This window comes from Pseudomonas kuykendallii, assembly GCF_900106975.1.
Classification (GTDB): domain Bacteria; phylum Pseudomonadota; class Gammaproteobacteria; order Pseudomonadales; family Pseudomonadaceae; genus Pseudomonas_O; species Pseudomonas_O kuykendallii.
This window is the reverse complement of record NZ_FNNU01000008.1, coordinates 1-19,281: the sequence shown is the minus strand read 5'-3', so window position 1 is coordinate 19,281 and position 19,281 is coordinate 1. Positions and strand designations below refer to the sequence as shown.

At 66.1% G+C, this 19,281-nt stretch carries 15 protein-coding genes and 2 tRNA genes; 8 read left to right on the top strand and 9 right to left on the bottom strand.

The genetic code is table 11. The features are described from left to right. Window positions 1–3: 3 nt before the first annotated feature. Window positions 4–516, bottom strand: coding sequence for a DUF934 domain-containing protein (locus tag BLV15_RS20230; RefSeq protein WP_090231528.1), 513 nt, complete (start codon window positions 514–516; stop codon window positions 4–6). Next, window positions 513–2,174 carry a nitrite/sulfite reductase gene (locus BLV15_RS20225; RefSeq protein ID WP_090231527.1) on the bottom strand — a complete coding sequence of 554 codons (1,662 nt, stop codon included), beginning with the start codon at window positions 2,172–2,174 and terminating at the stop codon, window positions 513–515. The genes BLV15_RS20230 and BLV15_RS20225 overlap by 4 nt, the downstream gene beginning before the upstream one ends. Window positions 2,175–2,494: 320 nt before the next feature. Between BLV15_RS20225 and ccoN the strand changes: the two genes are divergently transcribed. After that, a complete protein-coding gene (gene ccoN, locus BLV15_RS20220; RefSeq protein WP_090231526.1) occupies window positions 2,495–3,925 on the top strand; it encodes a cytochrome-c oxidase, cbb3-type subunit I in 1,431 nt (476 codons plus the stop codon). A 9-nt stretch (window positions 3,926–3,934) separates the two neighbouring features. After that, window positions 3,935–4,126 (top strand): hypothetical protein, encoded by a 192-nt coding sequence (locus BLV15_RS20215; RefSeq protein ID WP_090231525.1) that lies wholly within the window; start codon window positions 3,935–3,937, stop codon window positions 4,124–4,126. Window positions 4,127–4,249: 123 nt separating this feature from the next. On the opposite strand, the gene BLV15_RS20210 is transcribed toward BLV15_RS20215, so the two are convergent. Together BLV15_RS20210 and BLV15_RS20205 are read right to left on the bottom strand one after the other, a co-directional pair. Then, window positions 4,250–4,326 (bottom strand) — tRNA-Asp (locus BLV15_RS20210). Window positions 4,327–4,339: 13 nt separating this feature from the next. Next, window positions 4,340–4,415 (bottom strand) — tRNA-Val (locus tag BLV15_RS20205). 267 nt (window positions 4,416–4,682) lie between these two features. Here BLV15_RS20205 and rdgC point away from each other — a divergent pair. Together rdgC and BLV15_RS20195 are read left to right on the top strand one after the other, a co-directional pair. Then, window positions 4,683–5,603, top strand: a complete 921-nt coding sequence (gene rdgC, locus BLV15_RS20200) for a recombination-associated protein RdgC (RefSeq protein WP_090231524.1) — start codon at window positions 4,683–4,685, stop codon at window positions 5,601–5,603. A gap of 67 nt (window positions 5,604–5,670) precedes the next feature. After that, window positions 5,671–6,612 carry a bile acid:sodium symporter family protein gene (locus BLV15_RS20195; protein WP_090231523.1) on the top strand — a complete coding sequence of 314 codons (942 nt, stop codon included), beginning with the start codon at window positions 5,671–5,673 and terminating at the stop codon, window positions 6,610–6,612. Window positions 6,613–6,859: 247 nt separating this feature from the next. Here the strand turns inward: BLV15_RS20195 and BLV15_RS20190 are convergent, their stop codons facing one another. Further along, window positions 6,860–8,041: a CaiB/BaiF CoA transferase family protein gene (locus BLV15_RS20190; RefSeq protein ID WP_090231522.1), complete on the bottom strand. Its 1,182-nt coding sequence runs from the start codon at window positions 8,039–8,041 to the stop codon at window positions 6,860–6,862. A 160-nt stretch (window positions 8,042–8,201) separates the two neighbouring features. Beyond that, on the bottom strand, window positions 8,202–9,515 hold the full coding sequence (locus BLV15_RS20185; protein WP_090231521.1) for a dicarboxylate/amino acid:cation symporter: 1,314 nt from the start codon (window positions 9,513–9,515) through the stop codon (window positions 8,202–8,204). A 324-nt stretch (window positions 9,516–9,839) separates the two neighbouring features. Here BLV15_RS20185 and BLV15_RS20180 point away from each other — a divergent pair, with 324 nt between their 5' ends. The 3 genes from BLV15_RS20180 to BLV15_RS20170 all read left to right on the top strand — a co-directional run bounded on the left by BLV15_RS20180 (window position 9,840) and on the right by BLV15_RS20170 (window position 12,514). Continuing rightward, window positions 9,840–10,835 carry an AraC family transcriptional regulator gene (locus tag BLV15_RS20180; RefSeq protein WP_090231520.1) on the top strand — a complete coding sequence of 332 codons (996 nt, stop codon included), beginning with the start codon at window positions 9,840–9,842 and terminating at the stop codon, window positions 10,833–10,835. 77 nt (window positions 10,836–10,912) lie between these two features. After that, window positions 10,913–11,704, top strand: a complete 792-nt coding sequence (locus tag BLV15_RS20175) for a dienelactone hydrolase family protein (RefSeq protein WP_090231519.1) — start codon at window positions 10,913–10,915, stop codon at window positions 11,702–11,704. A 90-nt stretch (window positions 11,705–11,794) separates the two neighbouring features. Beyond that, on the top strand, window positions 11,795–12,514 hold the full coding sequence (locus BLV15_RS20170) for a 4'-phosphopantetheinyl transferase family protein (RefSeq protein ID WP_090231518.1): 720 nt from the start codon (window positions 11,795–11,797) through the stop codon (window positions 12,512–12,514). Between the two features lie 9 nt (window positions 12,515–12,523). Here BLV15_RS20170 and BLV15_RS20165 read toward each other — a convergent pair whose 3' ends face one another. From BLV15_RS20165 to BLV15_RS20155, 3 genes are read right to left on the bottom strand one after another with little or no spacing between them, the layout of a single operon-like run. Further along, window positions 12,524–14,134, bottom strand: a complete 1,611-nt coding sequence (locus BLV15_RS20165; protein ID WP_090231646.1) for an ATP-binding protein — start codon at window positions 14,132–14,134, stop codon at window positions 12,524–12,526. Window positions 14,135–14,157: 23 nt separating this feature from the next. Next, on the bottom strand, window positions 14,158–14,697 hold the full coding sequence (locus BLV15_RS20160) for a GNAT family N-acetyltransferase (RefSeq protein ID WP_090231517.1): 540 nt from the start codon (window positions 14,695–14,697) through the stop codon (window positions 14,158–14,160). A 40-nt stretch (window positions 14,698–14,737) separates the two neighbouring features. Then, complete coding sequence (locus BLV15_RS20155; RefSeq protein WP_090231516.1) at window positions 14,738–15,451, bottom strand: response regulator; 714 nt, start codon at window positions 15,449–15,451, stop codon at window positions 14,738–14,740. 682 nt (window positions 15,452–16,133) lie between these two features. On the opposite strand from BLV15_RS20155, the gene BLV15_RS20150 reads away from it, so the two are divergent. Beyond that, window positions 16,134–19,025: a ribonucleoside-diphosphate reductase subunit alpha gene (locus BLV15_RS20150; RefSeq protein WP_090231515.1), complete on the top strand. Its 2,892-nt coding sequence runs from the start codon at window positions 16,134–16,136 to the stop codon at window positions 19,023–19,025. The last annotated feature ends 256 nt before the right edge of the window (window positions 19,026–19,281 follow it).

Here is a 19,281-nt window from a genome sequence, read left to right as displayed (position 1 = left end):
TCCTCAATCGCGGCGGCGGAACAACGGCCGGGGTTCGATGGCGGAACGGCCGTAGAGCACGCTCATCCCGGCCAGTCCCTTGAGTGCATCCTGCGCCGACTTGTCCTCGCGCACGGCGAAGGCGTCGAAACCGCACTGGCGCATGTGCGCGAGCTGGTCGCGCAGCACATCGCCGATCGCGCGCAGTTCGCCGCTCCAGCCCAGGCGCGTGCGCAACAGGTACGCCTGACTGTAGCCGCGTCCGTCGCGGAAGCTGGGGAAGTCTATGGCGATCAGCGGTAGCACCGCCAGCCAGGGCTGCAGCACCTCGACCTCGTCGTCCGGCGCCAGCCACAGGCCCTGCAGGCTGAAGCGCTCGCCCCGCAGCACCGCCTCGTCCTGCGCCGCGCGCCAGTCGGCCAGCGGCAGGATCAGCCGGCCGGCAGGCCGCGTCGCCGGGCTTTCGCGCAGCAGGTGCCAGGGATCGTCGTCGCTCACGCGGGGTTGGCCGTCGATCAGCCGGATCAGGTTGTTCATGCCGGCACCGCCCGTTGCCGGTAGACGCATTCCTTGAACGGCTCCAGACCGATGCGCTCCAGAGTATCGACGAAACGCTCTTCGCTCTCGCGGTAGGCGAGGTAGGTGCCGACGACCTTCTCGATCACCTCGGGAATGTCCGCCGCGTCGAACGACGGGCCGATCACCTTGCCCAGCGCGGCGTCACGACCCTGGGCGCCGCCGAGGGTGACTTGGTACCACTCGCTGCCGTTCTTGTCGACGCCGAGGATGCCGATGTGATGGTGGCCGCAGGCGTTCATGCAGCCGGAGATGTTCAGGCTGATCTCGCCGATGTCGTGCAGGTAGTCGAGGTCCTCGAAACGCTTCTGGATCGCCTGCGCCACGGGGATCGACTTGGCGTTGGCCAGCGAGCAGTAGTCGCCACCCGGACAAGCGATCACGTCGCTGAGCAAGCCGACGTTGGGCGTCGCCAGGCCCGCTTCGCGCGCCAGCTGCCAGAGCGCGTGCAGGTCGCGCTTGCGCACGTCGGGCAACACCAGGTTCTGCTCGTGGGCGATGCGGATTTCAGCGAAGCCGAAGCGCTCCGACCAGTCCGCCACGGCGTCCATCTGCGCGGCGTAGACATCCCCCGGCGGCGCCGCCGCGCCGGGCTTGGTCGACAGCACCACGGACGCGTAACCCGGCACCTTGTGCGGGCGGACGTTGTGCTCGACCCAGCGGGCGAAGGCCGGGTCGCTGGCCAGTTGCGTGCCGAAGGCGAGGTCGACGCTGCCCAGCGACTCGTACTCCGGCGCGCGGAACGAGCGTGCGACGCGCTGGTACTCGGCGTCGGTCAGCTCGGCCGGGCCGTCCTTGATCTGCTGCCACTCGCGCTCGACTTCCTCGGCGAACGCCTCGATGCCCAGCGCCTTGACCAGGATCTTGATCCGCGCCTTGTACTTGTTGTCGCGCCGGCCGTGGCGGTTGTAGACCCGCAGCACCGCTTCGACGTAGGACAGCAGGTGACGCCAGGGCAGCGCCTCGCGGATCGGCTGGCTGAGGATCGGGGTGCGTCCGAGACCGCCACCGACCATCACCCGCAGGAGCATTTCGCCGTCGGCGCCGCGATAGACGTAGAAGCCGATGTCGTGCATGCGGATCGCCGCGCGATCCTCCAGCGACGAGCACAGCGCGATCTTGAACTTGCGCGGCAGGAAGAGGAATTCGGGGTTGACCGTCGACCACTGGCGAAGGATTTCCGCCAGCGGGCGCGGGTCGATGATCTCGTCGGCGGCGACGCCGGCGAAAGCCTCGGTGGTGATGTTGCGCACGCAGTTACCGGAGGTCTGGATGGCGTGCATGTCGACTTCGGCGAGGTGCTGCAGGATGTCCGGCGTCTGCGCCAGCTCGATCCAGTTGAACTGGATGTTTTGCCGCGTGGTGAAGTGCCCGTAGCCACGGTCGTAACGCCGGGCAATCAGCGCCAGCGTGCGCAGCTGCGTGGCCGACAGCGTGCCGTAGGGAATCGCCACCCGCAGCATGTAGGCGTGCTTCTGCAGGTACAGGCCGTTCTGCAGGCGCAGCGGGAGAAACTCCTCCTCGCTCAGCTCGCCCTCGAGGCGGCGCGCCACCTGGTCGCGAAACTGCGCCACGCGTTCGTGGACCAGCGCCCGGTCATAGTCGTCGTACAGGTACATCCTGAGCATCCTCGCTGCGCGCACCGCACGCGACGCCGGCAGAACGGCTGCACGACCCCGGGCGGTGGGAGCGTGACTATGCCTGCGCCGGTGAACGATAAAACAGCGGCAGATAAACTTGAAAAAAGCGGATCAGATGAAAATTGATAGTGCCGCTCTGCCGAGCCGAATCAATTTGGTCGATCCATCCCAACAGCCACTTTCGCCCAACTATCTGATCCGTATTTCGATGATTTATCTGAGTCTGTTTAGCCGGCCGCGATCTTTCTACATTGGCGCCCCATCGGCCCCGAGAGGCCAGCTCGCAGAAAGGTCCCGCCATGCATGCCGCCACATCCGCCCCACAGGCCTACAACTACAAGGTCGTCCGCCAGTTCGCCGTGGCGACAGTCGTCTGGGGCGTGCTCGGCATGGCGCTGGGCGTTTTCATCGCCTCGCAGCTGGTCTGGCCAGAGCTGAATTTCGATACGCCGTGGCTGAGCTTCGGCCGCCTGCGTCCGCTGCACACCAGCCTGGTGATCTTCGGCTTCGCCGGCAGCGCGCAGTTCGCCGCGAGCTACTACGCAGTACAGCGCACCTGCCAGGTGCGGCTGTTTTCCGACGGCCTGGCGAGCTTCACCTTCTGGGGCTGGCAGGCGGTGATCGTGATCCTGCTGGTCACGCTGCCGCAGGGCCTGACCACCACCAAGGAATACGCCGAAATCGAGTTCACCGGCGCGGTGTGGATGGCCATCGTCTGGGTCGCCTACGCGGTGGTCTTCTTCACCACCCTGGTGCGCCGCACCACGCCGCACCTGTACGTCGGCAACTGGTTCTTCGGCGCCTTCATCCTGGTCATCGCGATGCTGCACATCGTCAACCACGCGGCGATTCCGGTGAGCGCGTTCAAGTCCTACTCGCTCTACGCCGGCGCCACCGACGCGATGGTGCAGTGGTGGTACGGGCACAACGCGGTGGGTTTCTTCCTCACCACCGGTTTCCTCGGGATGATGTATTACTTCGTCCCCAAGCAGACCGGCCGCCCGGTGTACTCGTACCGGCTGTCCATCGTGCATTTCTGGGCGCTGATCAGCCTGTACATCTGGGCCGGCCCGCACCACCTTCACTACACCGCGTTGCCGGACTGGGCGCAGAGCCTGGGGATGGCGATGTCGATCATCCTCCTGGCGCCGAGCTGGGGCGGCATGATCAACGGGATGATGACGCTCTCCGGCTCCTGGCATAAGTTGCGCACCGACCCGATCCTGCGCTTCCTCGTGGTGTCGCTGGCGTTCTACGGGATGTCCACCTTCGAAGGCCCGATGATGGCGATCAAGACCGTCAACGCCCTCTCCCACTACACCGACTGGACCATCGGCCACGTGCATGCCGGCGCACTCGGCTGGGTGGCGATGATCACCTTCGGCTCGCTGTATCACCTGATCCCGCGGGTCTACGGCCGCGACGGCATGCACAGCACGGCGCTGATCAACCTGCACTTCTGGCTGGCCACCATCGGCACGGTGCTCTACATCGCCTCGATGTGGGTCAACGGCATCACCCAGGGCCTGATGTGGCGCGCGGTGAACGAGGACGGCACCCTCACCTACTCCTTCGTCGAGGCGCTGCAGGCCAGCCATCCGGGCTTTATCGTGCGCATGGCCGGCGGGCTGTTCTTCCTTAGCGGCATGCTGCTGATGGCCTACAACGTCTGGCGTACCGTGCGCGGCGCATCGCCCGAGCGGGTCGACGCCTTCGCCCATTCGGCCTGAGGAGCAACCATGACGGAATGGCTGTGGAGCCTGGCGGTACTGACGCTGTTCTACCTGGCCGTGCAGCTCAGCCTGCGCGGCCGCAGCGCCGAAGACATCGACGAGGCGACGCAGCTGCCGTTCGCCGATGATCCATACCTGCAACAGCGCATGCGCTGGCAGGCCAGCCACGAACGCGAACGCCGGAAAGAACGCAGGTAACGAAGCGCCGGCCGACGAGGCCGGCGCGATAAGAAAGGAGTTTGCGCAAGGCAGAAACGAGAAAAGCGGCCAATGGCCGCTTTCTCGTAGCTTCAAGGTGTTCAGTGGGCCTTGAAGCGAATATGGCGCAGCGGACGGGACTCGAACCCGCGACCCCCGGCGTGACAGGCCGGTATTCTAACCGACTGAACTACCGCTGCGCATTACCTCGAGTGGTGGGTGATGACGGGATCGAACCGCCGACCCTCTGCTTGTAAGGCAGATGCTCTCCCAGCTGAGCTAATCACCCTTGCTCTCGAAGTGGGGCGCATTCTAGAGAGGCATCCCTACCTTGGCAAGTCCTTTCAGTAATTTTTTTTTGCTTCTTTTCCAATGGCTTAGCAAAACGGCCGGCGACGGGCGAGTTTCCTCCCTGGAGCTCTTCACCCGGCGTTCGGGGAGCCGGCTGCCACCGGGGATTTCCCCGGAACCGGCAGGCGGACAATTACCTTTGTGCTTGGCCTGAACCGCGCGGAACGGAATAATGGGCGTTTTGCGTCTGGAGAGACTCCCTGCCATGTGGTTCCGCAACCTGCTCGTCTATCGCCTCACCCAGGATATTTCCCTCGACGCCGAAACCCTGGAAACCGCCCTCGCGGAAAAACTCGCACGCCCCTGCGCCAGCCAGGAAATCGCCACCTACGGTTTCATCCCGCCGTTCGGCAAGGGCGATGATGCGCCGCTGGTCCACGTCAGCCAGGACTTCCTGCTGGTCGCCGCGCGCAAGGAAGAACGCATCCTGCCGGGTTCGGTGGTCAAGGACGCGCTGAAGGACAAGGTCGACGAGATCGAAGCCGAGCAGATGCGCAAGGTCTACAAAAAGGAACGCGACCAGATCAAGGACGAGATCGTCCAGGCCTTCCTGCCGCGCGCCTTCATCCGCAAATCCGCCACCTTCGCCGCCATCGCGCCCAAGCAGGGCCTGATCCTGGTGGACGCCGCCAGCCCGAAACGCGCCGAAGACCTGCTCTCCACCCTGCGCGAAGTGCTCGGTTCGCTGCCGCTGCGCCCGCTGAGCGTGAAGGTCGCACCGACCGCCACCATGACCGAATGGGTCAAGACCCAGGAAGCCGCCACCGACTTCTACGTGCTCGACGAGTGCGAGCTGCGCGACACCGAGGAAGACGGCGGCGTGGTGCGCTGCAAGCGCCAGGACCTGACCAGCGACGAGATCCAGCTGCACCTGTCCTCCGGCAAGCTGGTGACCCAGCTGTCCCTGGCCTGGCAGGACAAGCTGTCGTTCGTCCTCGACGACAAGATGGTGATCAAGCGCCTGCGTTTCGAAGCCTTGCTGCAGGATCAGGCCGAACAGGACGGTGGCGACGAAGCCCTCGGCCAGCTCGACGCCAGCTTCACCCTGATGATGCTGACCCTGGTGGATTTCCTGCCGCAGCTGTTCGAAGCCCTCGGCGGCGAAGAACTGCCCCAGGCGGTCTGACCTGCCCGTTCACCGGGTGCCTCGCGCCCGGTGACTGCCCATAACAAGAAGGTTCCGAGGCTTCCAGATGCGTGCCCTTGCCGCCCTCAGCCGCTTCGTCGGCAACAGCTTCGCCCTCTGGGTGCTGGCGTTCGCCCTGCTGGCGTTCTTCTTCCCTGACGCCTTCAAGCCGCTCGCGGTGGCCATCGTGCCGCTGCTCGGGCTGGTGATGTTCGGCATGGGCCTGACGCTCAAGGCCGCGGACTTCGCCGAGGTCGCGCGCCACCCGTGGCGCGTGCTGCTCGGCGTAGTGGCGCATTTCGTGATCATGCCGGGCATGGCCTGGCTGCTCTGCGCGCTGCTGCGGCTGCCGGCGGAAATCGCCGTCGGGGTGATCCTGGTCGGCTGCTGCCCGAGCGGCACCGCGTCCAACGTGATGACCTGGCTGTCGCGCGGCGACCTGGCGCTGTCGGTGGCGATCGCCGCCGTCACCACCCTGCTCGCCCCGCTGCTGACGCCGGCGCTGATCTGGCTGCTGGCCTCGGCCTGGCTGCCGGTGTCCTTCGCCGCGCTGTTCTGGTCGATCCTGCAGGTGGTTCTGTTGCCGATCGCCCTTGGGGTGATCGCCCAGCGCCTGCTCGGTCCGCGCGTGCGCCACGTCGAGGAGGTGCTGCCGCTGGTTTCGGTGGTCAGCATCGTGATCATCGTCGCCGCCGTGGTCGCCGCCAGCCAGGCGAAGATCGCCGAATCCGGCCTGCTGATCATGGCCGTGGTGATCCTCCACAACGGCTTCGGCTTCCTCCTCGGCTACTTCACCGCGCGCCTGTTCGGCCTGCCGCTGGCGCAGCGCAAGTCGCTGGCGCTGGAAGTCGGCATGCAGAACTCCGGCCTCGGCGCGGCCCTGGCCAGCGCGCATTTCTCGCCCCTGGCGGCGGTGCCCAGCGCGCTGTTCAGCGTCTGGCACAACATCTCCGGCGCACTGCTCTCGACCTGGTTCCGGCGCATGCCGGAAGACGCCGAAAAGCGCTGATCGCCAGGCGCAAGGCCGGGGCACTCGACTCCGTCTGGTGGGTTACGCGGGCGATGATTCGAGGTAAGCCCTCGGCTCCGCGGTGCCGCTAACCCACCCTACGTTTTCGCGTTCATCCGCAAGAATGTCTGGAACCGCTACAGAGCCGTAGTAGGGTGGGCTTCAGCCCACCGCCGCCCTCAGGCATCGGCGCATCGCGTGGGCTGAAGCCCGCCCTACGCATCCGCACCCATCCGCAAAGAATCCTTCAGCCCAGCGCTCCGCTGGCGCGCAGCGCCTCGATTTCCTGCGCCGCGTAGCCCAGCTCGCGCAACACCTCGTCGGTATGCGCTCCGAGCGCCGCACCGATATGGCGTGGCTCGGGCAGACCAGCGGAAAACCTGATCGGGCAGCCGATCTGCCGCTGCGCCGGCGCGCCTTCGCGCGGCACCTCGACCACCAGCTCGCGCGCCTTGAGCTGCGGATGCTCGACGGCCTCGGAGAGCGGCAGCACCGGCTCGACGCAGGCATCGATGGCGGCGAACAGCGCGCTGCACTCGGCGAAGTCGCGGCGCTCGATCTCGATGGCGATCTCGCGTTTCAGCGTCCGCTGCACGGCGGGGTCCGGCGACAGGCCGCGCTGCGCCAGCTCCGGCCGGCCAAGCGCTGCGCAGAAGGCCTGCATGAATGCCGGCTCGAGGCTGCCGACGGAAAACCAGCGGCCATCGCGGGTGCGGTAGTGGTCATAGAAACTGCCGCCGTTCAATGCCTGGCTTTCCAGCCCCGGCTCGACGCCGCAGGCGAGATAGCCGGCGCCGGCCATGCCATTCAGGGCGAATGCGCAGTCGGTCATGCTGATGTCGACCTGCTGCCCTTCCCCGCTGTGCTGGCGCTGGATCACCGCGGCGAGCAGCCCCAGTGCGCCATGCAGCGAACCGCCGGCGAGGTCGGCGACCTGCATGCCCAGCGGCAGCGGGCCGCTGTCGGCGCGTCCGGTGTAGCTGGCGAGGCCGGACAGCGCCAGGTAGTTGATGTCGTGCCCGGCGCGCTCGCGGTACGGCCCGGTCTGCCCGTAGCCGGTGATCGAGACGTAGATCAGCGCCGGATTCACCGCCTTCAGCGCGGCGTAGCCGACGCCCAGACGATCCATCACCCCAGGGCGGAACTGCTCGAGGACGATGTCGTAGTCCAGCACCAGGCGCTTGACCAGTTCCACCGCCTCCGGCCGCTTGAGGTCGAGGCCGATGCTGCGCTTGTTGCGGTTGAGGTAGGCGTGGCTGGCCGAAGTGTCGCCATCGTGCGGCGGCAACGCGCGAACCAGGTCCAGCCGCCCGGGCGATTCCACGCGCAGCACCTCGGCGCCCATGTCGGCCAGCAGCAGCGAGGCGAACGGCCCCGGCAGCAGGGTGGAGAAATCGAGGATCTTCAGCGACGACAGCGGCCCTTTCATCCAGGCTCCATTTTCTTGTTGGTCTGCCTGCAGCGTAAGGGTGGCGGGCGATGCGCTCAATGACGCCAGCGCTCGAGCCGATTGACGCAATCCGTCAGGCCAAAAAAAGCCCGCCAGGCGGCGGGCTTTTCATCGAGCAGGGCTCGAAGGGTGGTGCGACTCAGACGTGCAGCGGCTTGCTCTCGATGGGCGTTTCGCCGAGCAGCTCGTCCGGCGTGCCGCGACCGTGCAGCTCGTCATCCAGGGCTTTCTCGTCCAGCTGCTTGCACCACTTGGCGACGACGATGGTCGCCACGCCGTTGCCGACCAGGTTGGTCAGCGCGCGGGCTTCGGACATGAAGCGGTCGATACCGAGGATCAGCGCCAGGCCGGCAACCGGCAGGTGGCCGACGGCGGACAGGGTGGCGGCGAGCACGATGAAGCCGCTACCGGTGACGCCGGCGGCGCCCTTGGAGGCGATCAGCAGCACGATCAGCAGGGTGATCTGGTGGCTGATGTCCATCGGCGTGTCGGTGGCCTGGGCGATGAACACCGCGGCCATGGTCAGGTAGATGGAGGTGCCGTCGAGGTTGAACGAGTAACCGGTGGGGATCACCAGGCCGACCACGGACTTGTTGGCGCCGAGTTTTTCCATCTTGGCGATCATGCGCGGCAGCGCCGATTCCGAGGAGGACGTGCCCAGCACGATCATCAGTTCTTCACGGATGTACTTGATGAACTTGATGATGCTGAAGCCGTGCGCGCGGGCGATGCCGCCCAGCACTAGCAGCACGAACAGCAGGCAGGTGATGTAGAAGCAGGCCATCAGCTGACCCAGCTGCACCAGCGAACCGACGCCGTACTTGCCGATGGTGAAGGCCATGGCGCCGAAGGCACCGATGGGCGCGACCTTCATGATCACGTTGATGATGTTGAAGAAGATGTGCGAGATGCGCTCGATGAAGTCGAACACCGGACGGCCGCGCTCGCCCAGGCGATGCAGGGCGTAGCCGAAGAGTACGGAGAAGAACAGCACCTGGAGGATGTCGCCGTTGGCGAAGGCGCCGACCACGGTCCCCGGAATCACGTTCATCAGGAAGTCGATGGTGCTCTGCTTCTCGCCGGCAGCGGCGTAGGCAGCGATACCCGAGGTGTCCAGCGACGCCGGATCGACGTGCATGCCGACACCGGGCTGGGCGACGTTGACCACGACCAGGCCGATGATCAGGGCGATGGTGGAAACGATCTCGAAATACAGCAGCGCCATGCCGCCGGTCTTGCCGACCGCTTTCATGCTCTGCATGCCGGCGATGCCGGTGACCACGGTGCAGAAGATGATGGGGGCGATGACCATCTTGATCAGTTTCACGAATCCGTCGCCCAGCGGCTTCATCGCCGCTCCGGTCTGCGGATAGAAGTGGCCGAGCAGAATGCCGATGGCGATTGCCACCAGAACCTGGACATAAAGACTTTTATAGAAGGGCTGACGAGTCATGGAAGGTTCCCGGGCGTCGCACTGCCTGGAGCAGCGCACACCTCTGACTGAGGTTTTATGATTGTTGGCCCCGGGCGCGCCGGGTATCAGCCTTATCGCAAGCGCTGTGCCAATTCCTCATCAAGTTTTTTATCTTTCAAATTCAACGATTTAAGAAAAAATCACTGCGGCCTGCGCGTTTGGAGATGGCGGAAACCCGCCCTTTGCCTGGCGACAACCCGCCCGGATGGCGGCTTTTCGCCACTCGCCCTCGCCAGGCCGCCACGCTTGTGAGGCATCCGGTCGCGCTCTACCATCGGCGCGCACCGGAACGAGGGAAGCGCCTTGCGCGAACGCACGATTTCCAATCATTTCGTCCGCGCGGCGCTGCGTGGGGTGGAACGCCGCGGTCTGGCGCCCGACGCCCTGCTGCTCGGCGCCGGCATCCCGCCGGCGCTGCTCAAACAGCCGCGCGCGCGCATCGCGCCGGAGCAGTTCGCCCGCCTGGTGCAGTTGCTCTGGGAGGTGCTCGACGACGAATACCTCGGCCTCGGCAACCAGCCGAGCAAGCGCGGCACCTTCGCCATGATGGGCCACACCATCATCCATTGCCGCAACCTGGAAAAGGCCCTGCAGCGCGGCGCCCTCTTCTATGGCCTGTTCCCCGGCTCGCCGGGCATCCGCCTGCGCCGCGAGGGCGAGCAGGTTCGCCTGTCGGTCGACGAGGTCGGCGCCTGGGACGACGAGCATTTCCTGCTGGAGAGCCTGCTGGTGATCTGGCATCGCCTGGGCAGCTGGCTGATCGGCCAGCGCATCCGCCTCGATGAAGTGACCTTCAGCTATCCGGCGCCCGCGCACCACGCCGAGTACGACCTGCTGTTCCCCTGCCCGCATCGTTTCGAGGCGGCCGCCAACAGTTTGCTGTTCAACGCCCGCTACCTGCCCATGCCGCTGCTGCAGGACGAGCGCACGCTCAAGCGCTTCCTCCTGCATTCGCCGGCCGATCTGCTGGCCAGGCCGGATGGCGGCGACAGCCTGACCAGCCGCATCCGCCGCCTGCTTGGCCGCGAGTGCGAACACTGGCCGGACCTCGACAGCATCGCCCGCCAGTTGCACATGAGCCCGCAGACGCTGCGCCGCCACCTGCACGAGGAAGGCACCAGCTTCCAGGAACTCAAGGACCACTTGCGCCGCGACCTGGCGATCTACCAGTTGGGCAGCGATCTGCCGATCCAGCGCATCGCCGAGCGCCTGGGCTTTTCCGAGCCGTCGGCGTTCCATCGGGCGTTCAAGAAGTGGACCGGCCTCACCCCGGGCGCCTACCGCGCGCAGGAAAGCTGAGCCGTCGCCAGCCGCCTCGCTTCACAGGCGCGGCATTTCGACCTAGGCTTTGGCGCTCGACAACCAAGGAACCTGCCATGCGCACTTGCCTGCTCGGCCTGCTGATGCTCTTCAGCGGCCTCTCGTTCGCCGCCATCAAGACCCAGGAAATTCCCTACGAAAGCGCCGACGGCACCAAGCTCATCGGCTACTTCGCCTATGACGATGCCATCGAAGGCCCGCGGCCCGGCGTGATGGTGGTTCACGAATGGTGGGGGCTGAACGACTACGCCAAGCGCCGCGCACGCGATCTCGCCGGCCTCGGCTACGCCGCCCTGGCCATCGACATGTATGGCGGCGGCAAGAACACCGAGCATCCCAAGGACGCCCTCGCCTTCATGCAGGCGGCCACCGCGGATGCCGCGGCGAGCAAGGCGCGTTTCCTCGCCGGCCTCGACCTGATCAAGGCGCAGCCGCAGACCGACGCCAAACAGATCGCCGCGATCGGCTACTGCTTCGGCGGCAAGGTGGTGCTGGACATGGCCCGCCAGAGCGTCCCGCTGCTCGGCGTGGTGAGCTTCCACGGTGCCCTGGTGCCGGCCGTCCCGGCGACCAAGGGCAGCATCAAGGCGCGCATCCTGGTCGAGCACGGCGAGGCCGACAGCATGGTCACGCCCGAGCAGGTCGCCGCGTTCAAGGAAGAGATGGACAACGCCGACGCCGATTACGATTTCGTCAGCCTGCCCGGCGCCAAGCACGGTTTCACCAACCCCGATGCGGACCGCCTGAGCCATGGCGAGCACGGCGGGCCGGACATCGGCTATCAGAAGGAAGCCGACGAGAATTCCTGGGCCGACATGAAATCCTTCCTCAAGGGGGTGTTCGATTAGCCGCCGCGCCACCACCGGCCTGCGCCCGCCGCGGGCGCGGTTTTCGCAAACAGGTCGCCGCCGGCAACCAGGCTGCGGCAGAATAGCCGCATGACTTCCTACTCCCCCCGGCTTCCCGCCTGCTGCCCGACACTGACCGCCGACTGGCCGTTTCCCACCGTGCTGCCCGGCCTTTCGCTGGTGAAGGCTGCGTTCGATGCCGAGCGGCTCGAACTCGCCGACTTCGCCCGCTGCGGCATCGTCCCGCCCTCGAACATCCTCGGTGCCATCGCCAAGCGCAAGGCCGAGTTCCTCGCCGGGCGCCTGTGCGCGCGCGAAGCGCTGGCGCATATGCGCGGCCGCGCGGAAACGCCGATGGTGGCGGAGGACGGCGCGCCGCAGTGGCCGGCCGGCACCTGCGGCTCGATCACCCACAGCAAGGGCTGGGCCGCCGCCATCGTCGGTGAAAGCCAGCGCTGGCGAGGCCTTGGCCTGGACGCCGAAGTGCCGCTCACCGACGTGCGCGCGCAGCGCCTGTGCAGCGAAATCCTCACCGAAGCCGAGCAGCAGCGCCTGGCCCCCGGCGACTGCTCCCTCGCGGTGACGCTGACCTTCTCGCTCAAGGAATGCTTGTACAAGGCGCTCTATCCGCTGGTGCACAAGAACTTCTATTTCCAGGATGCCGAAGTGCTGCGCTGGGACGAGCGGGGCCATGCGCGCCTGCGCTTGCTCAAGACGCTCTCGCCGGAATGGCACGTTGGCGTCGAACTGGACGGCCAGTTCACCCTGGTCGACGGGCGCCTGCTCAGCCTGGTAGCCGTCGAAGCCTGACCTCGCGCGCTACGGCGTGCGCTCCTCCTGCTCCTGGCGCAACGGCCAGACCAGGCTGAAACAGGCGCCGCCGAGGCTTTCGCTGCGACCGATCTGGGCGCGGCCGGCGTGCCAGTAGATGATCCGCCGAACGATCGAAAGCCCCAGGCCATGCCCGCCCGACGCTCGGGTACGGCTGTCGTCGAGGCGCAGGAAGGGCGTGAAGATGCGCTCCCAGGCGTCCTCGGGAACGCCGGGGCCGTCGTCCTCCACATCTATACGGCAACGCCGCGGCCCCGCCCTGAAGCTCACCCGCACCCGCGACTCGGCGTGGCGCAGGGCATTGGTCACCAGGTTCTGCAAGGCGCGGTGCAGATAACGCGCCTCGCCCTCCACCCGCACGCCCACCGCGCTGGGCGCGCCGCGCTCCAGCCGCACCGCGGGGCGCAGCGGAGCCAGCTCGCCAATCACCTGGTCGAGCAACGCATCGATGTCCAGCAACTGGAAATTCAGCGCCGGCGAACCCTGCTCCAGGCGCGCGTAGGTGAGCATCTCGTCCACCAGACGATCGAGGTCCTGGATATCGCCGTCCATGCCGTCCATATACTTGCGCCGCGCCTGCTCGGTTTCCGCGTCGCCGATCATCTCCAGGCCGAAGCGCAGCCGCGCCACCGGCGTGCGCAGCTCGTGGGACACCGCCCGGACCATCTCGCGCTGCACCGACAGCAGCCGCTGCAGATGCTCCGCCATGCCGTTAAACGCCGCGGCCAGGCGCCCCACCGAATCGGCGCCGCCGGCCGGCACGCGCGCCTCCAGGTTGCCACCGGCGATGCGCGTGGCGGCCGCTTCCAGGCCGCGCAGGCGCTGCTCCAGCTGGCGCACCAGCAGGTACACGGCGAGCCCGATCAGGCTCAGACCGAGCAGCCCGATCAGCACCAGCAGCTGCGGTGGATAGGGGTTCATCTGGTACAGCGGGCCGATTTCCAGCAACCAGGGCGTGTTGACCATGCCGGCGAACACGCGGATCGAATCGCCACCCTTGCCCAGCGCCATCACCGTGTCGCCCTCGTCGATCCGGCGGCGCTGGTCGGCGTCCAGATCGGCCGTGTCCAGCGGGCGCAGGCTGAGGTCGAAACCGAACTGCTTGGCCTGCTTCAACTCGGCCAGCCGGCTCGGCTGCTCGGCCGGCGGGTAATGCACCAGTTCGTCCATCAGCAGGTAGACGGTGGCGCGCGCCAGTTGCTCGCTGATCTGCCCGACCTCGCTGGTGAGCATCACCCCTTCGGCGTCGCTGATCAGGCTGAAGATCTTCGCCGCGTGCGGCCCGGTCTGCTCCACCAGCACCTGGCCGTGCAGCAGGCGGGCGCGCTCGCGGCTGTCCAGCGAGGTGTCGAGCAGCGGCTGGATTTCCAGCGGAATGCCCAGCAGGCGCCCCCACAACGCGGTGGAACGGCGGCGCTCGACGTCGCTCATCGGCGCCAGGTTGTCGGCCATCAGGCGGAAGGTGCCGCGCGCGAGGTTCTCGCGGTACTGGTCGCTGCGCACCTTGTTGACCAAATGCACCGTCGCGAAGCCGAGCAGCGCCACCAGGACGATGGCCGCGAGCATGCCGCCGTAGATGCGCAGGAAGATCGAGTTCAGCGCGGCGCCCCGCCGCGCGCGGTTCACGACCACGGATCGCTGCTCAGCAGGCCGTAGTGTTCGGTGTCGATGAAGCGCTCGTCCTTCAGCTCGCCGTCGCGGCGCGTGCCCTCATGGCGGAAACCGATACGTTCGAGCAGGCAGCGGCTGGCGAGGTTGTCGGTATCCACCACCGCCTCGATGCGATGGATGCGCATGTCGTCGAAGGCATGCCGCAGGATCGGCGGCAGGCATTCGCTCATCACCCCGCAGCGCCAGTGCTCGGGCATCAGCCAGTAGCCCAGCTCGATGCGCCTGTGGCTCGGCGACCAGTCGTTGAAGCCGCAGGCGCCGATCAGTTGCTCCGGCGCCTCGCGAAAGGCGATGCCCCACCAGAGCCCGCTCTGCTGTTCCTGCAGGTCGCGGTACCAGTCCATCTGCGTCTGGGTTTCGTCCAGCGAACGGTAGGACACGCCGTAATAGCGGATCACGTCCGGGTTGGACAGCCCGCGGAACACCGCGTCGATGTCGCGCTGGTCGATCTCGCGAAGCAGAAAGCGCGCGGTAGTGAAGGTGGGAAACATGGCACAACCTCTTCTGGGCCTGTCCGGCGTATCGAGCAGCCTAGCGCATGTCCTCGGCCGCCTCGCGGACGAACAGGTAGCCCTTGCTGCGCACGGTCTTGATCAGCCGCGGATGCATCGGATCGTCGCCGATCTTCGGCCGGATTCGCGAGATGCGCACGTCGATGGAGCGGTCCTGGCCGTCGTACTCGATGCCGCGCAAGGCATTGAAGATTTCCTCGCGCGAGAGGATGCGCCCGGCATTGAAGGCCAGCAGCCAGAGCAGGTCGAACTCGGCGCTGGTCAGCTCGATGCCGCGCCCGGCCAGCCAGGCCTCGCGCATCGCGTTGTCGATCACCAGCGGGCCGAACTCCAGGCGCCGCTGGTTTTCCGCGACGGGCTCGGCGCTGCCCTCGCGGCGGCGCAGCAGGGCGCGGATGCGCGCCAGCAGCACGCGCGGGCGCACCGGCTTGCACACGTAGTCGTCGGCGCCGGTTTCCAGGCCCTGCACTTCGTCCATGTCGTCGGTGCGCGCGGTGAGCATGAGGATCGGCCCGTCGAACTCGCCGCGCACCTTGCGGCAGATGCTCAGGCCATCCTCGCCCGGCAGCATCAGGTCGAGCACCACCAGCGCCGGGCGCTCGCGCAGGATGCGCGCCGCCGCCCTGGCCCCGTCGGCCTCGATGCCGACGCTCAGCCCGTGGCTCTCCAGGTATTCACGGGTCAGTTCCGCCAGCCGCTGGTCGTCTTCGACGATCAAGATGTCCTGCTGCACCACGCTCTCCTCAGGGCTCCGGCTGACCGGATCGGCCGGCATTGTAGCAACGCCGCGGGGCGGATACAGGCAACGCTGGAAAACACAAGATGTAGTGGTCGCCTTGTCGAAGAAAAAAACTTCTGCCTGCGTAAAATCACCGCTGAGGCTCGACAGGCGGCGCAGCCCACCAACCACGCTGCCTGCGCCCGGTTACCCACGTTCCACCCACAATCCACGCACACGTTATCCACAGGTTTTGCCGGTTGATCAAACGCCCCTGACGCTCTATCTTGTATCCCGACAAAACAAACCCACTACATCTTGGGTTTACAACGAAGCCTTGCACTATTCAAGCGGTCCCGGAACGAAGCGTCGTACAGCCTCGGAATCCGCAGGCCGAAACGCTTTTCAGCAGCCCTTTCGGCCGTTATCAGAAGGCCGGACCCTGAGTCAACGGCATTCTCATGCCGTCAGCGGTCGTAGTGTCGGCCCAATCGGGCAACCACTAGGGGTTGTGGTCGCGAGCGTACCCGCGACCAAGGACTTACGAGCCAGGAAGGCACTTGAGTCACGCCTTTTTCCTGCTCCGATCGTGTTTTCCACCGGTTAGCTGGCTGTACCGGGCGGAGAACGCATTTGGTTAAAAAGCGAACAGACGCGACGACAAGTGTCCAAACCAATTAGAAACGTGGAGACCCTCATGCAGATCGACACCCCACACGAGAAACCGCAGGCCACTGCTCCCCAAGCCGTCGAAGGCTCGCAGGACCTGAGTTCCACCGCCCCCGGCCAACTGCGCGTGATCAAGCGTAACGGCACCGTCGTCGCCTACACCGACGACAAGATCACCGTGGCCATCACCAAGGCGTTTCTCGCTGTGGAAGGCGGCACCGCCGCCGCCTCGTCGCGCATCCACGACACCGTGCGCCGCCTGACCGAGCAGGTCAGCGCCACCTTCAAGCGCCGCATGCCGTCCGGCGGCACCATCCACATCGAAGAGATCCAGGACCAGGTCGAACTGGCCCTGATGCGCGCCGGCGAGCAGAAAGTCGCCCGCGATTACGTGATCTACCGCGAAGCCCGCAGCCAGGAGCGCAAGCGCGGCGTCGCCGACGCCCCGGCCGTGGCCCACCCGAGCATCCGCGTGACCAAGGCCGACGGCAGCCTCTCGCCGCTGGACCTGGGCCGCCTGCAGACCATCGTCCGCGAAGCCTGCGAAGGCCTCGCCGAAGTCGATGGCGCGCTGATCGAAAAAGACACCCTGAAGAACCTCTACGACGGCGTCGCCGAGAAGGACGTCAACACCGCCCTGGTGATGACCGCGCGCACCCTCGTCGAGCGCGAGCCGAACTACTCCTACGTCACCGCCCGCCTGCTGATGGACACCCTGCGTGCCGAAGGCCTGGGCTTCCTCGGCGTGGCCGAGAGCGCCACCCACCACGAGATGGTCGACCTGTACGCCAAGGCGCTGCCGGCCTACGTCGACAAGGGCGTCGAGTTCGAGCTGCTCGACCCGAAACTGAAGACCTACGACCTGGCCAAGCTGGGCGCCGCGATCCAGCACGAACGCGACCAGCAGTTCACCTATCTGGGCCTGCAGACCCTCTACGACCGCTACTTCATCCACAAGGATGGCGTGCGCTTCGAGCTGCCGCAGATCTTCTTCATGCGCGTCGCCATGGGCCTGGCCATCGAAGAACCGAAGAACCGCGAAGAGCGCGCCATCGAGTTCTACAACCTGCTCTCGTCGTTCGACTACATGTCCTCGACGCCGACCCTGTTCAACGCCGGCACCCTGCGTCCGCAGCTCTCCAGCTGCTACCTGACCACCGTGCCGGACGACCTGTCGGGCATCTACAGCGCCATCCACGACAACGCCATGCTGTCCAAATTCGCCGGCGGCCTGGGCAACGACTGGACTCCGGTGCGCGCGCTGGGCTCCTACATCAAGGGCACCAACGGCAAATCCCAGGGCGTCGTGCCCTTCCTGAAAGTGGTCAACGACACCGCCGTCGCGGTGAACCAGGGCGGCAAGCGCAAAGGCGCTGTCTGTGCCTACCTGGAAACCTGGCACATGGACATCGAAGAGTTCATCGAGCTGCGCAAGAACACCGGTGACGACCGTCGCCGCACCCACGACATGAACACCGCGAACTGGATTCCCGACCTGTTCATGAAGCGCGTCTTCGATGACGGCCAGTGGACCCTGTTCTCGCCCAGCGAAGTACCCGACCTGCACGACCTCACCGGCAAGGCCTTCGAGGAGCGCTACGAGTACTACGAAGCCATGGCCGGCTACGGCAAGATCAAGCTGCACAAGACCATCGCCGCCAAGGACCTGTGGCGCAAGATGCTCTCCATGCTCTTCGAGACCGGCCACCCGTGGCTGACCTTCAAGGACCCGTGCAACCTGCGCAGCCCGCAGCAGCACGTGGGCGTGGTGCACAGCTCGAACCTCTGCACCGAGATCACCCTGAACACCAACAAGGACGAGATCGCCGTGTGCAACCTGGGTTCGGTGAACCTGGTGAACCACATCGTCGACGGCAAGCTGGACCTGGCCAAGGTCGAGAAGACCGTGAAGACCGCCGTGCGCATGCTCGATAACGTCATCGACATCAACTACTACTCGGTGCCGCAGGCGAAGAACTCCAACTTCAAGCACCGCCCGGTCGGCCTCGGCATCATGGGCTTCCAGGACGCGCTGTACCTGCAGCACATCCCCTACGCCTCCGAAGCCGCCGTCGAGTTCGCCGACAAGTCGATGGAAGCCATCAGCTACTTCGCCATCCAGGCCTCCTGCGACCTGGCCGACGAGCGCGGCGCCTACGAAACCTTCCAGGGCTCGCTGTGGAGCAAGGGCATCCTGCCGCTGGATTCGCAGCAGATCCTCATCGAAGCGCGTGGCCAGAAGTACATCGACGTCGACCTGACCGAGTCGCTGGACTGGGCGCCGGTACGTGCCCGCGTGCAGAAAGGCATCCGCAACTCGAACATCATGGCCATCGCACCGACCGCCACCATCGCCAACATCACCGGCGTATCGCAGTCGATCGAGCCGACCTACCAGAACCTCTACGTGAAATCGAACCTCTCGGGCGAATTCACCGTGATCAACCCGTACCTGGTCCGCGACCTCAAGGCCCGCGGCCTGTGGGACGCGGTCATGATCAACGACCTGAAGTACTACGACGGCTCGCTGCAGCAGATCGAACGCGTTCCGCAGGAACTCAAGGACCTGTACGCCACCGCCTTCGAAGTGGAAACCAAGTGGATCGTCGACGCCGCCAGCCGCCGCCAGAAATGGATCGACCAGGCGCAGTCGCTGAACCTCTACATCGCCGGCGCCTCGGGCAAGAAGCTCGACGTGACCTACCGCATGGCCTGGTACCGTGGCCTGAAAACCACCTACTACCTCCGTGCCCTGGCCGCGACCAGCACCGAGAAATCCACCGTGACCACCGGCAAGCTGAACGCCGTATCCAGTGGCCAGGTGGAAGGCCTGCAGGCTGCCCCGGCAGCCGAGCCGAAGCCGGCGCCGGTGCCGCAGGCGTGCAGCATCGATAATCCGGACTGCGAAGCCTGCCAGTAAGTAGGTAATCCGCGGCTCCCAGAGCGCACCCCGCGTCGTTGCGCGGCGGTCCGGCCCCCATCACGTACAGGCGTACGCTCAGGGGCTCCGAACCGCCACGCGCTTAGCGCCGCCTCGCTCTGGAAACCGCTCGCTCCGCAGGGAGACCCCCTCTCCCATTTATGGGAGAGGGCCGGGGAGAGGGAACCCGGCGGCGACCGAATACCGCGACACGCTCCACCCGCTCGCGCCAACGGACATGGCGCCGAGCCGCTTT

Excerpts from the sequence above, each read along its gene's own strand:
- BLV15_RS20230 (WP_090231528.1), bottom strand. The coding sequence starts at position 516 with ATGAACAACCTGATCCGGCTGATCGACGGCCAACCCCGCGTGAGCGAC.
- BLV15_RS20225 (WP_090231527.1), bottom strand. The coding sequence starts at position 2,174 with ATGTACCTGTACGACGACTATGACCGGGCGCTGGTCCACGAACGCGTG.
- ccoN (WP_090231526.1), top strand. The coding sequence starts at position 2,495 with ATGCATGCCGCCACATCCGCCCCACAGGCCTACAACTACAAGGTCGTC.
- BLV15_RS20215 (WP_090231525.1), top strand. The coding sequence starts at position 3,935 with ATGACGGAATGGCTGTGGAGCCTGGCGGTACTGACGCTGTTCTACCTG.
- rdgC (WP_090231524.1), top strand. The coding sequence starts at position 4,683 with ATGTGGTTCCGCAACCTGCTCGTCTATCGCCTCACCCAGGATATTTCC.
- BLV15_RS20195 (WP_090231523.1), top strand. The coding sequence starts at position 5,671 with ATGCGTGCCCTTGCCGCCCTCAGCCGCTTCGTCGGCAACAGCTTCGCC.
- BLV15_RS20190 (WP_090231522.1), bottom strand. The coding sequence starts at position 8,041 with ATGAAAGGGCCGCTGTCGTCGCTGAAGATCCTCGATTTCTCCACCCTG.
- BLV15_RS20185 (WP_090231521.1), bottom strand. The coding sequence starts at position 9,515 with ATGACTCGTCAGCCCTTCTATAAAAGTCTTTATGTCCAGGTTCTGGTG.
- BLV15_RS20175 (WP_090231519.1), top strand. The coding sequence starts at position 10,913 with ATGCGCACTTGCCTGCTCGGCCTGCTGATGCTCTTCAGCGGCCTCTCG.
- BLV15_RS20170 (WP_090231518.1), top strand. The coding sequence starts at position 11,795 with ATGACTTCCTACTCCCCCCGGCTTCCCGCCTGCTGCCCGACACTGACC.
- BLV15_RS20160 (WP_090231517.1), bottom strand. The coding sequence starts at position 14,697 with ATGTTTCCCACCTTCACTACCGCGCGCTTTCTGCTTCGCGAGATCGAC.
- BLV15_RS20150 (WP_090231515.1), top strand. The coding sequence starts at position 16,134 with ATGCAGATCGACACCCCACACGAGAAACCGCAGGCCACTGCTCCCCAA.